Below are 12401 nucleotides of genomic sequence, written 5' to 3'. Positions count from 1 at the left end.
GCCAGGCGCGCGCTCCATGTTCGGACGGACTGCCAGGCTGCAGCGACAGCAACGGGAACGCCAGGCCGATGAGCAAGCCATGCTGGCCTGCCTGCCGCGCCTGCGGCGCTATGCCCGCGCCCTGACCGGCGCACGCGAGAGTGCCGACGACCTGGTACAGGACACCCTGGAGCGCGCCTGGCAGAAGCTGGACAGCTGGAAGCGGGGCAGCGACATGCGGCCCTGGCTGTTTGCCATCATGCACAACCTGCACGCTGACCAGCGTCGCCAGCCGGCGCTGGTCACGGTGGAGCTGGAGCAGGCGGCGCACGCCGCAGCCCCGCAGTCGCTGGCCGAGCAGGGGATGGCGCTGGACCTGGAAGCGGCACTGCAGCTGCTGCCGGCCGAACAACGCGAAGTCTTGCTGCTGGTGGTGCTCGAAGAGATGCGTTATGAAGAAGTCGCCGCCACGCTGGGCATTCCGACGGGGACCGTGATGTCCCGCCTGTCGCGCGCCCGCGAGCGGCTGCGGCAATGGATGGAGGGGCCTGGCGGCCGCAGTGAGGCCGGTTCGACCCTGAAGGTGGTGAAATGAAGACCCCCGCACTCCCCGAAGAAGACCTGCACGCTTACGCCGACGGCCAACTGCCGGCGGCGCGTGCCAGCGAAATGGCCGCCTGGCTGGAACAGGACCCGGCCCACGCCGAGGACCTGCAGCGCGTGCGCGCCTGGCGCGCACAGAACCGCGCCTTGCACGCGCACTACGATCCTGTACTGGAAGAACCCTTGCCGCCGCGCCTGGCCGCCGCCGTGCTGGCGGGTGCGTCCGAACCGCACCGGCGGCGCGACGAAGGGCACCAGGCTCCCGCCAATGGGCCGCACTGGTGGCGCTACGCCGCCATGCTGCTGCTGACGCTGGCCGGTGCTGCGGGCGGCTGGCTGGCCCATGACCTGAGTGCTGGCAGCGGCGCCCGCAGTACGCTGGCCGCAGGCCCGGCCGTGCTGGCGCGCCAGGCGGCGGTGGCCCATACCGTCTTCAGTGCCGACTTGCGCAGGCCGGTGGAGGTCGGGGCCGACCAGGAGCAGGCGCTGGTGACCTGGTTGTCGCGCCGGCTGGGTGTGAACGTGCGCGCTCCCAAGCTGGCCCCGCTGGGATACGACCTGATCGGCGGACGGCTGCTGCCGGGCCAGAGCGGTCCGGTGGCGCAGTTCATGTACCAGGATGCGGCCGGACAGCGGCTCACGCTCTATGTCTCGCACGACCAGGTGCAGAACCATGAGACCGGTTTCCGCTTCGCCCAGGAGGGCAAAGTCAACGTCTTCTACTGGATCGATGGTCAGTTCGGGTATGCGCTTTCCGGGAGCGTTCCCCGCAGCGAACTCTCCCGCATCGCCAGCTCGGTCTACGAGCAACTGGCACCGCTTTCGCCGGCACCGGCGCGCTGAGCCAGTCGCAGCGGCAGGGCGGTGGCCTTGCCGTTTACACATGCAAAACCGGGTAAGGACCGGGCAACTCCCGTCAAGACCGCTGGCTGCCTGCCGCTAACACATTTACCCATGACGTAAAGCCCGGTCAACCATGGTGGGGGGATGTGGAAACATGGACAACCAGGCTGGCGACATGGTCCGGTTGCACTTCAGACAAGGAGTTTCATATGGAGCTAGCAACTATCGCCAGCGGTGCAGCAACGGCCTGGCTGGTCGACAAGGCGGCGCAGTCCGTCGGCATCGATCTGGGCAAGGTCGCCAAGGCGGCGGTGGATGATGTGGTGGGCGTGGCCACGACAGTGGCGCGCCTGCCTTCCAATGTGAATATTGGGCGCATCATCAATACCATCGTCTAGGTGACCAGGGCGTGCTGGATTGGCGTTCGCTTGATCGCACCCTTCGGGGTGCGATTTTTTTTGAGTGGCAAAATGATCCCTGCCTTCCTGATGTTGAAATACTGACCAATACTCAAAAAAATTCTTGATTGATGTAAAGAAACAGCGTCCAATGCCGTAATCAAGGCACCGGCTGACGCATCCTGTCATCCGGCATCCCCCAAAAGGAGAGCGTTATGGATGTCAATCAAATCGCATCGTTGGCCACTAGCATGGCTTCGGCGCAGACTTCGGATTCGGTCAACGTACTGATGCTGAAGAAGGCGCTCAATAGCCAGGCTGCTGCTGCCGTGGGCTTGCTGCAAGCGCTGCCGCCGTTGCCGGCCAACCCGAACATCGGGCGCAACGTCAATACCACCGCCTGAACAAGCTGGCCCTCTTGAAATCGCAGTCCACCCGGACTGCGATTTTTTTATTCCATTTTCATTGCACGAGCGCCGCTCCCTTCTTGAGTTGGTTGATCAAAAAGAACAATAAATTGTGCATAATTAAAAAAGAATAATATATTGGTCTTGTCTTCTGCAAAATGTTCAATAAAATGGTCATATGATCAAAGAACCATTTAATTGGATCTTCCCATGACCAACCTGCAAGATATCGGCCATCGCATCCGCACCGCCCGCAAGGCGCGGGGGATCACGGCCGTCGCGCTGGCCGCATTGGCCGGCATGCACCGCAATACCTTGCTGGCCCTGGAAACCGGGCGCGGCAACATCGAACTGGTCAAGCTGCTGGCCCTGTGCGAGGAGCTGGAGCTGGACCTGCTGCTGTTGCCGCGCCAGGCTGCGCCGCTGCGTGCGGCCGAGGCGCAAGGCCTTGGCAGCCAGACCGAACTGGGCGCGCGGCTGCAAGCGCTCATGGGCGAAGGCGGCGGCACATGAGCATGCTGCGTTCGCTGCGCATCCGCCTCGGCCAGACCGAGGTCGGTTCGCTGTTCGCCCTGGATGACGGGCGCTGCTATTTCCGTTTCGATGATGCCTATGCCTTGCAGGGGCAGGATCGCCCCGTCCTTTCGCAGCTCTACCTGGCCTCCACCGAAGAGCGCACCCGCGCCCAACTGCTGGACCCCACGCTGGCCGCCAACCGGGGCGATGGTCGTGGCGGATTGCCTCCGTTCTTCCAGAATCTCCTGCCCGAGGGCCAGTTGCGCAAACACCTGCTCCAGCGGGCCGGACTGGCACCGGACGATGAATTTGGTCTGCTGGCCTATTGCGGGCGCGATCTGCCGGGCGACGTCTCGGCGCTGGCCGAAGAGCTGGATGAACGCGGTCTCGGCCGCCTGCTGGGCCAGGGCCACGACAGCTACGAGATGAGCTCCGGCCAGTTGCCGGTGCCGGGCGGGGAATCGCTCTCGGGCGTGCAGCCCAAGCTGGCGCTGGTGCGGGAGAGCGGGGGGCGCTACGTCATGCGTTCCAAGGACAGCCAGGGCAGCCATTTCATCGCCAAGCTGCCGGCCACCGACTACCCCAACATGCCGCAGGTGGAGTTTGCCTCGCTGACCCTGGCCGCTGCCGCTGGCGTGCAGACCTGCCGGTTCAGCCTGGAGCCGCTGTCGGCCATCGGCGATCACCTGCCGTTCGGCCTGCGCAACGACGCCAGCCGTTTCCTGCTGGTGCAGCGTTTCGACCGCGACGCACCCACACCCACCGGGCGCTTGCATATGGAAGATTTCGCCCAGGTCACCGGCACCGCGCCGGCGGCCAAGTATGTCGGCACCTATGCGGCCATCGGCGTGGTGCTGCTCGAACGCAGTACGCGCGGGGCTGAGGACGTCTACGAGTTGCTGCGGCGGATCAAGGTCAACGAGCTGCTCGGCAATTTCGACGCGCACCTGAAAAATTTCAGCCTGCTGTATCACACGCCCGAAGCCGCCGCGCTGTCGCCCGCCTATGACATCGTCGCCTATGCGGCTTACGTAGGCGGTGACGGCCATGCGCTGGCCTTCGTGCCGGGGCAGAAGGGCAAGCAATTGCTCACGCCCGCCATCCTGCGCCAGCTCGCCAACCTCTGGCGCCTGCCGGAGCCGCGCTTGCAGGCGGTACTGGTGGAGACGGTCGAGCGCGCCATGACGCAATGGCCGTCGCTCATCGAGAGCCTCCCCTTCACCGACGCCCAGCGCGGCAAACTGCTGGCGCACCTGGAGGCCAACGCCAGCGTAGCCGCCTGGCGCCGCCGCGCCGCGCGCAGGAAGCCTGCCAGCGGGGAGGGCGCATGAGACCTACACCAACCTTGCCCATGCGCGCAGGCCTGTCGCCCAGCTACCTGTGGCTGCAGCCGGGACCGTGGCGCGACATGCTGTCCTTCCTGGCCGAGCGCTTTACGGCCGTGCCCGAAGCGATCTGGCGCGAGCGCCTGCTGCGGGGGGAAGTACGCAACCAGCATGGTGAAGCATTGCGCCCGGAGTCGCCTTATCGCAGCGGTGATTGCATTTTCTACTATCGTGAATTGCCCGAAGGTGAAGTGCGCATCCCGGTGGAAGAGAAGATCCTGCACCTGGACGACCACCTGCTGGTGGCGGACAAACCGCATTTCCTGCCGGTGATCCCGACCGGCCGCTTCGTGCAGGAGACACTGCTGGTGCGGCTCAAGAAAGCCACCGGCCTGCAGGACCTGGTCCCCATCCACCGGCTGGACCGGGAGACGGCCGGGGTGATCGTCTTTTCGCATCAGCCGGCCAGCCGGGGCAAGTATCAGTCCATGTTCCAGCAACGCTCCATGTTCAAGGTCTATGAAGCGATTGCACCGCTGCGGCCGGATCTGGCATTGCCACGGGTGCACCGCAGCCGGGTCGAAGAGATCCCTGAACAGTTCTTCAAGATGTACGAGGCTGAAGGTGCGCCCAATTCGGAAACCCACATTTCCCTGCTGGAGCAGCGGGGGGAGCTGGGCCTCTACCAGCTGGAGCCGGTCACCGGGCGGCGTCACCAGTTGCGGGTGCACATGGCTTCACTGGGCATTCCCATCCTCAACGATCTGTTCTATCCGCACGCCGTGCCCGTGGGCGTGGCCGATGACCTGGACAAGCCCCTCAAACTGCTGGCCCGTTCGCTGTTCTTCATCGATCCGCTCGATGGCAGCGAGCGGCATTTCGTCAGCCTGCGCAGCCTGTAGCCAATGCGCTAACCCAGTTCAGGCGGCCGATTTGAGCTGATGCAGGGAAGCCACCAGGTCGGCAAACCGCTGTCCCTGGATCATGATGTGCTGGCGCAGCACTTCGACGGTGCGTTCCGGGTCGCCGGCGATGATGGCGTCGACCACGGCCTGGTGTTCGTCATAGGACATCTTGAGGCGATCCCGCACCCGCAACTGCAGGCGGCGATACGGCCGCAGGCGGCGGTGCAGGGCCCTGGCCTGCTCGGCCAGGAAGCCATTGTGGCTGCCGGCATAGATGTGGTCGTGGAAGGCCTCGTTGAGGTAGAAGTAGGCATCCGGGTCGCAGGCATCGCGCGCCGCCTGGCAGGCCTGGTGTGCCGCCAGCAGCTCGGCATGCTCGGCCGGCGTCATGCGGCGCGCAGCCAGGCGGCCGCACATGGCCTCGAATTCGGCCATCACTTCAAACATCTCGATCAATTGCTGCGGGCCGATCTCGGCCACGATGGCGCCCCGGCGCGGCCGCATCTCGACAATGCCCATCGAAGCCAGCTGGATCAGCGCCTCACGGATAGGCGTGCGGGAGACACCGAACTCCTCGGCCAGCGAGGTTTCATCAAGATGCTGGCCCGGTGCCAGCTTGCCGACGGCGATCAGCTCTTCAATCGATTCGCGCAGGGTTTCAGAACGGGTCTTTGGCGTGTCCATGGTGTGTTGCCTCTAAAACAAGCATTGTAAAGGGAAGGGCTTCCACAGGATTAATGCTTGACAATGTATGCGTTTCGCCTGAAATTGTATACACGATGAGAGCATAAAAACACAGTAGTTCCATCAATTCCTGGAGGAGATACCAGCATGACCACATTTACCCGTCGCCATTTCCTTGGCACCCTAGCCGCTGCACCGCTTGCCGCCGCCATGCCCGCCGCCTGGGCGCAAACGGGCAGCCTGAAGATTTCTCACCAGTTTCCCGGCGGAACGCTGACAGAAGGCGACTTCCGAGACCGCCTGGTGCGCATGTTCGCCCAGCAGGTGAACGAAAAGACCAAAGGGGCCTTGAAGTTCGAGATCTATCCCGGCTCCTCGCTGATGAAGACCAACGCCCAGTTCTCCGCCCTGCGCAAGGGTGCGCTGGATATGTCGCTGGTGCCGCTGAACTATGCGGGCGGCGAAGTCCCCGAAACCAACATCGGCCTCATGCCCGGCCTGGTGACCTCCTACCAGCAGGGCGCCGCCTGGAAGAATGCCGAAGTAGGCAAGGAACTGGCCCGTATCCTTGGCGAGAAGGGCGTGTTCATCGTCAGCTGGATCTGGCAGGCCGGGGGCGTGGCCTCGCGCGGCAAGCCCATCGTCGATCCGGCCGATGCCAAGGGCATGAAGGTGCGCGGCGGTTCACGCGAGATGGACCTGATCCTGAAAGAAGCGGGCGCCGCCGTGGTGACCCTGCCTTCCAATGAAATCTACGCCGCCATGCAGACCGGCGCGATGGATGCGGCGATGACTTCGTCGACGTCCTTCATGTCCTTCCGCCTGGAGGAGGTGGCCAAGTCCCTCACCACCGGGCGTGACAAGGCCTACTGGTACATGTTCGAACCGCTGATGATGTCCAAGGCCGTCTTCGAGCGCCTGCCCAAGGACCAGCAGGCCGTCATCATGGCCGTGGGTGCCGAGATGGAGCAATTCGCCACCAAGGCCGCCCAGGCCGACGACATCGCCGTAGCGCAGGTCTACCAGAAGGCCGGCGCCAAGGTGGTCGACCTGAACGCCGAGGTCGTCAAGAAGTGGCAGGACATCGCCCGCAATACCGCCTGGAAGGACTTTGCGGCCCGCAATGCCAACTGCGCCAAGCTGCTGGCCCTGGCGGAGAAGACCGTATGAGCCACGGCTTCGAGATGCCCGGCGCGGCGGCCACGCGCCCGGCCGTACCGGCCAGCGCCCCGGTGGCCTGGCTGGCGGCCTTCCTGCAGGGCTACCACCGCGTGGCCGTGTTCCTGGGGATGATTGCGCTCCTGGTCACCTCCTGCATCCTTACCTATTCGGTGGTGGTGCGTTACTTCTTCCATCAGCCCACCGACTGGCAGGATGAAGCATCGGTCTTCATGCTGGTTGGGGTGATCTTCCTGTGCTCGGCTTACGTGCAGTCGCTGCGCGGGCATATCGGCATCGAGGCGCTGGCGGGCTTGCTCTCGCCGCTGGCCAACAAGGTGCGCATGTTCATCGTGGATGTAGTGTCCTTCCTGTTCTGCGCCTTCTTCACCTGGAAGTCGTGGGCGCTGTTCCATGAAGCCTGGGTGGAAGGGCAGACCACGTCGTCGACCTTCGCGCCGCCGCTGTGGATTCCGTATTCGCTCATGGCGTTGGGCATGAGCATGCTGACGCTGCAATTGCTGGTGCAGGTGCTCACCCGCATCACCGGTACCGTTCCCGCTGCCACGTCCGGAGGTGCGCAATGAGTCCGCTGACCTTGGGTGTGCTCTATGGCGTGGTCACCATCCTCGTGATGTGTTCGGGCATGCCGATCGCCTTTGCGCTGGGCGTGGTGGCGACCGGCTTCATGTTTTTCTTCATGCCGGAATCGTCGCTGGATACCATCACGCAAAACGTTTATGAAGAAATCGCTTCCATCACGCTGCTGTCGATTCCGCTCTTCATCCTGAAGGGGGCGGCCATCGGCAAATCACCTGCCGGCAAGGACTTGTATTCGGCCATCCACGCCTGGTTGAACAAGGTGCCGGGCGGCCTGGGCATTGCCAACGTGTTTGCCTGCGCGCTGTTTGCGGCCATGGCAGGTTCGTCGCCGGCGACCTGCTCGGCCATCGGTTCGGCGGGCATCCCCGAGATGCGCCGCCGCGGGTACTCGCCCGGGTTTGCCGCGGGCATCATCGCCGCCGGTGGCACGCTGGGCATCCTGCTGCCGCCGTCCATCACCATGATTCTCTATGCGGTGGCGGCCGAGCAGTCCTTGGGACGCCTGTTCCTGGCCGGTATCGGGCCGGGCGTGCTGCTGGTGATCCTGTTCGCGGGCTATGCCGTCTTCCGGGCGCGCAAGGAATACAAGCTGGCGCATGCGGTCTACACGGCTGGTGGTGTCAAGTCGGCCTACCTGGATGACGAGCATTTCACGCTGGCCCAGAAGGTGGAAATGCTGCCGCGCGTGCTGCCTTTCCTGATCCTGCTGATCGGCGTGATGGTGGCGCTCTATGGCGGCCTGGCCACACCTTCCGAAACCGCAGGCCTGGGCGCGCTGCTGGCGCTGGTGCTGATCGCGGTGGTCTATCGCATCTACAAACCGAAAGAGATCGCGCCGTTCCTGAGTTCCACCATCAAGGAATCGGGGATGCTGCTGCTCATCATCGGCATGTCGCTGCTGTATTCCTACGTGATGAGCTACCTGCACATCAGCCAGTCGGCGGCGCAGTGGGTGGTGGACCTGCACCTGTCCAAGTGGCTGCTGCTGGCCGTGATCCTGGGCATGGTGATCGTGCTGGGCTTCTTCCTGCCGCCGGTGTCGATCATCCTCATGACCGCCCCGATCATCCTGCCGCCGCTCAAGGCCGCCGGTTTCGACCTGATCTGGTTCGGCATCGTCATGACGGTGGTCATGGAGATGGGGCTGATCCACCCGCCGGTGGGACTGAACCTGTTCGTGATCAAGAACATTGCACCCGATATCGCACTGGGCGATGTCATCAAGGGTACGATTCCTTTCCTGGCGCTGATGTTTCTCGCGGTCCTGCTCTTGTGCATGTTCCCGGGCATCGCGACCGTATTGCCTGACCTGTTGATGGGAGCCAAGTAAATGAGTAGTAGCGAACGCGTGTGGAATGCGCGCCAGAAGAACCGTGAACAGCGGCTGGCGCGCGCCACCGCCGCATTGGGTAGCCAGTTGCAGGGCAAGATCGCGCCTGCAGCGAAGCTGGCGGACCTGCTCTATGCGGTGCTGGAAAACGGCGACCGGGTCTGTGTCGAGGGCAACAACCAGAAGCAGGCCGACTTCCTGGCCAAGGGCCTGGCCGCGCTCGACCCGGCCCGGGTCAATGGCTTGCACATGTTGTTTTCGGTGCTGGCCTTGCCGGAACATCTGGACGTGTTCGAAAAGGGTATCGCCGACCGGCTCGATTTTTCCTTCTCCGGTCCGCAGGCCGGCCGCCTGGCCAAGCTGGCCTCGGCCGGCAAGCTCAACATCGGTGCCATCCATACTTACCTGGAGCTGTTCGGCCGCTACTTCGTCGACCTGACCCCGCGCGTGGCGCTGGTGGCGGCCCAGGCGGCCGACCGCCACGGCAATCTCTATACCGGGCCCAATACTGAAGATACGCCCGCCATTGCCGAAGCGACGGCCTTCTCCAGCGGCATCGTCATTGCGCAGGTGAACGAAATCGTCGATGAGCTGCCGCGCGTGGACATCCCGGCCGACTGGGTGAGCTTTGCCATCAAGGCGCCCACGCCGCATTACATCGAACCGCTGTTCACGCGCGACCCGGCGCAGATTTCCGAGATCCAGGTGCTCATGGCGATGATGGCCATCAAGGGCATCTATGCCGAATATGGCGTGCAGCGGCTGAACCACGGCATCGGTTTCGATACGGCGGCCATCGAGCTGATCCTGCCGACCTATGCCGAATCACTAGGCCTGCGCGGCAAGATCTGCAAGCACTGGGCGCTCAATCCGCACCCGGCCCTGATTCCTGCCATCGAGGCCGGGTTTGTGGAATCGGTGCATTCCTTCGGCTCCGAGCTGGGCATGGAAGACTACATCCGTGCGCGTCCCGATGTCTTCTTCGTCGGCCCCGATGGCTCCATGCGCAGCAACCGCGCTTTCTCGCAGACGGCCGGGCACTATGGCTGCGACATGTTCATCGGCTCGACCCTGCAGATCGATTTGCAGGGCAATTCCTCCACGGCCACGCTGGGCCGCATTGCCGGGTTTGGCGGCGCCCCCAACATGGGCGCGGATGCGCGCGGACGCCGCCACGCCAGCGAGGCCTGGCTCAAGGCCGGCCAGCAGGCGCGCGCCGGCCGCAATACCATCCCGCGCGGGCAGAAGCTGGTGGTGCAGACGGTGGAGACCTTCCGCGAGCACATGCAGCCGGCTTTCGTCGACAAGCTGGATGCCTGGCAGCTGGCCGAGCAGGCCAAGATGCCGATTCCGCCCGTGATGATCTACGGTGACGACGTCACCCACATCCTCACCGAAGAGGGCATTGCCAACCTGCTGCTGTGCCGTACCGAAGAGGAGCGCGAGCAGGCCATCCGCGGCGTGGCCGGTTACACCGCCGTGGGCATGGGTCGCGACAAGCGCATGGTGGAAAACCTGCGCGACCGTGGCATCATCCGCCGCGCAGAGGATCTCGGCATCGACAAGCGCATGGCCACCCGCGACCTGCTGGCGGCAAAGAACATGAAAGACCTGGTGCGAGCCTCCGGCGGGTTGTACAACCCGCCCAAGCGCTTCCGCAACTGGTAATTGCTCTGCAACGAAAGCGACACTATGGAAACTTTGACTTTTCGCTTCGAGCACGGCCAGCGCCGTCTCAAGGCCGCGCCTGAACTGGTTGGCGTGGTCAGCTCGGGCAACCTGGAAGTGCTGATCGAGAACGCGCCGCTCGATGGCGCCTGCGCCATCGAGGTCAAGACCGCCGCGCGCGGTTTCGGCACCATCTGGGAAGCCGTGATGACCGACTTCCAGCAACGCTGGCAACTGGCCGATACCCGCATCTCCATCAACGACATGGGCGCCACGCCTGCCGTGGTCAGCCTGCGCCTGGACCAGGCCGCGGAAGCCATGGTGGAGGAGGGCGCATGAGTGCGAGCTATCTGGAAGCCACGGCGCGCGAGCGCATCCTGGCGGTACTCGACGCCGGCAGCTTCAAGGAACTGCTGCCACCCGCGCAGCGCGTGGTCAGCCCGCACCTGGGCCAGCTCGATGCGCCGGTGTCCTTCGATGATGGCGTCATCATCGGCGAGGGCCTGCTGGGCGGACGCGCCGTGATGGCCGCCGCGCAGGAGGGCGGATTCATGGGCGGGGCGGTGGGCGAGGTGCATGGCGCCAAGCTGGTCGGCCTGCTCAAGCGCGCCATTGCACGGCAAGCGGCTGGCGTGATCCTGCTGCTGGAAACGGGCGGCGTGCGCCTGCATGAAGCCAACGCTGGTCTCATTGCGGTCTCCGAGGTGATGCGCGCGGTGCTGGAAGCCCGTGCCGCCGGCATCCCGGTGATCGTGCTGGTCGGTGGTGCCAATGGCTGTTTCGGCGGCATGGGCATCGTGGCGCGCTGTGCCAATACCGTGATCATGTCCGAGGAAGGGCGGCTGGCCATGTCCGGTCCGGAAGTGATCGAGACCGCCAACGGCGTCGAGGAATTCGATTCGCGCGATCGTGCCCTGGTCTGGCGTACCACCGGTGGCAAGCATCGCTACCTGATCGGTGATTGCCAGCAACTGGTGAGCGACGACATCGATGCCTTCCGCACGGCAGCGATTGCCGCCTTGTCCGCCGTCAGCGATGCGAAGCTCACGCTGGCCGGCCTGGAAGCCGAGCAGGAGATGCTGCGCCGTCGCATCGCTACCTTCGGCCATGCCGAGGACCCGATGGACATCTGGGCCGAGCTGGGCGTGGCCCGACCGGAAACGGTGCCGATGCTGGAAGCCGCTGCCTTTACTGCGCTGGCCGAGCACCTGCGCATTGTCCCCAAGGCCTGAGAGGAATTCATGAACCAGACTGTTACTCCACCCCAGGTCGACTGGCGCGCACTGGCGCAGGACCTGTTCCCGCAGGGCCATGCGATCACCGAGCAGGATCAGTTCCTCTCCGGCACGGCGCAGGTTGATGGCCGTACCGTCACCGTGGTCGGCACGACCGGGCATACGCCCATCGGCATCGAGATCGCCTTGGCCCAGGCCAGCGTGATCTTGCAGACGGTGCGTGAACATCCGGGCCGGCCCATCGTGATCCTGGTCGATACCCAGGGCCAGCGCTTGCGCCACCGCGATGAAATGCTGGGCATCAACAGCTACATGGCGCATCTGGGCAAGTGCGTGGAACTGGCGCGCCGCCAGGGCCATCGTGTGGTCGGCCTGGTCTATGACCAGGCGCTCTCGGGCGGCTTCATCACCAGCGGACTGATCGCCGATGCCTGCTATGCCTTGCCGGAGGCGACCATTCGCGTGATGGGCCTGCCCGCCATGGCACGCATCACCAAGGTGCCCGAGGAGCGGCTCACCGAGCTGGCCAAGAGCAATCCGGTGTTTGCGCCTGGTCCTGAAAATTATTTACGCATGGGCGGCGTTGCCGGGATCTGGAATGGTGAACTGGCCAAGTCGTTGGCCGAGGCGCTCGCCCAGGACCGCAGTGCCGACACCCGTGCGGCCACGGGTCTGGAACGCGGCGGCCGCAAGTGGGCGCAGCGCGTCATCGATGCGGTGGCCAACGATACGCCCTTGAACGGATGA

15 protein-coding genes are annotated in these 12401 nt (G+C 64.3%); 14 read left to right on the top strand and 1 reads right to left on the bottom strand.

Annotated features, from left to right (window positions below):
- Positions 1-16: 16 nt before the first annotated feature.
- From FYB76_RS22690 to FYB76_RS22660, 7 genes are all read left to right on the top strand, one after another.
- On the top strand, positions 17-574 hold the full coding sequence (locus FYB76_RS22690; protein WP_154135146.1) for an RNA polymerase sigma factor: 558 nt from the start codon (positions 17-19) through the stop codon (positions 572-574).
- Positions 571-1425, top strand: a complete 855-nt coding sequence (locus tag FYB76_RS22685) for an anti-sigma factor (RefSeq protein WP_154135145.1) — start codon at positions 571-573, stop codon at positions 1423-1425. Before FYB76_RS22690 ends, FYB76_RS22685 begins: the two co-directional genes overlap by 4 nt.
- 209 nt (positions 1426-1634) lie before the next feature.
- Positions 1635-1823: a hypothetical protein gene (locus tag FYB76_RS22680; RefSeq protein WP_088753525.1), complete on the top strand. Its 189-nt coding sequence runs from the start codon at positions 1635-1637 to the stop codon at positions 1821-1823.
- Positions 1824-2038: 215 nt separating this feature from the next.
- Positions 2039-2227, top strand: a complete 189-nt coding sequence (locus tag FYB76_RS22675; RefSeq protein WP_088753528.1) for a YjfB family protein — start codon at positions 2039-2041, stop codon at positions 2225-2227.
- Between the two features lie 213 nt (positions 2228-2440).
- The gene (locus FYB76_RS22670) at positions 2441-2743 is read left to right on the top strand and encodes a helix-turn-helix domain-containing protein (protein WP_088753529.1); all 303 of its coding nucleotides are present in this window, start codon (positions 2441-2443) and stop codon (positions 2741-2743) included.
- Positions 2740-4077, top strand: a complete 1338-nt coding sequence (locus tag FYB76_RS22665) for a type II toxin-antitoxin system HipA family toxin (RefSeq protein ID WP_154135144.1) — start codon at positions 2740-2742, stop codon at positions 4075-4077. Before FYB76_RS22670 ends, FYB76_RS22665 begins: the two co-directional genes overlap by 4 nt.
- Complete coding sequence (locus FYB76_RS22660) at positions 4074-4973, top strand: pseudouridine synthase (protein ID WP_154135143.1); 900 nt, start codon at positions 4074-4076, stop codon at positions 4971-4973. The genes FYB76_RS22665 and FYB76_RS22660 overlap by 4 nt, the downstream gene beginning before the upstream one ends.
- A gap of 18 nt (positions 4974-4991) precedes the next feature.
- Here the strand turns inward: FYB76_RS22660 and FYB76_RS22655 are convergent, their stop codons facing one another.
- Complete coding sequence (locus FYB76_RS22655) at positions 4992-5660, bottom strand: GntR family transcriptional regulator (RefSeq protein WP_088753532.1); 669 nt, start codon at positions 5658-5660, stop codon at positions 4992-4994.
- Positions 5661-5807: 147 nt separating this feature from the next.
- Between FYB76_RS22655 and dctP the strand changes: the two genes are divergently transcribed.
- The 7 genes from dctP to mdcE are packed head-to-tail and all read left to right on the top strand — an operon-like array spanning position 5808 to position 12401.
- Complete coding sequence (gene dctP, locus FYB76_RS22650) at positions 5808-6830, top strand: TRAP transporter substrate-binding protein DctP (protein WP_154135142.1); 1023 nt, start codon at positions 5808-5810, stop codon at positions 6828-6830.
- Positions 6827-7405: a TRAP transporter small permease gene (locus tag FYB76_RS22645; RefSeq protein WP_121041606.1), complete on the top strand. Its 579-nt coding sequence runs from the start codon at positions 6827-6829 to the stop codon at positions 7403-7405. Before dctP ends, FYB76_RS22645 begins: the two co-directional genes overlap by 4 nt.
- Positions 7402-8751: a TRAP transporter large permease gene (locus FYB76_RS22640; RefSeq protein WP_154135141.1), complete on the top strand. Its 1350-nt coding sequence runs from the start codon at positions 7402-7404 to the stop codon at positions 8749-8751. Before FYB76_RS22645 ends, FYB76_RS22640 begins: the two co-directional genes overlap by 4 nt.
- Positions 8752-10419, top strand: coding sequence for a malonate decarboxylase subunit alpha (mdcA, locus tag FYB76_RS22635; protein ID WP_154135140.1), 1668 nt, complete (start codon positions 8752-8754; stop codon positions 10417-10419).
- A 24-nt stretch (positions 10420-10443) separates the two neighbouring features.
- A complete protein-coding gene (gene mdcC / locus FYB76_RS22630; RefSeq protein ID WP_154135139.1) occupies positions 10444-10758 on the top strand; it encodes a malonate decarboxylase acyl carrier protein in 315 nt (104 codons plus the stop codon).
- Positions 10755-11651 carry a biotin-independent malonate decarboxylase subunit beta gene (locus tag FYB76_RS22625; protein ID WP_154135138.1) on the top strand — a complete coding sequence of 299 codons (897 nt, stop codon included), beginning with the start codon at positions 10755-10757 and terminating at the stop codon, positions 11649-11651. The genes mdcC and FYB76_RS22625 overlap by 4 nt, the downstream gene beginning before the upstream one ends.
- A 9-nt stretch (positions 11652-11660) precedes the next feature.
- Positions 11661-12401, top strand: a complete 741-nt coding sequence (gene mdcE / locus FYB76_RS22620) for a biotin-independent malonate decarboxylase subunit gamma (protein WP_088753538.1) — start codon at positions 11661-11663, stop codon at positions 12399-12401.

The organism is Herbaspirillum sp. CAH-3 (assembly GCF_009668275.1).
GTDB lineage: Bacteria > Pseudomonadota > Gammaproteobacteria > Burkholderiales > Burkholderiaceae_D > Herbaspirillum > Herbaspirillum aquaticum.
Note: the sequence above shows the minus strand (reverse complement) of the source record. Positions and strands in the feature narration are given on the sequence as shown.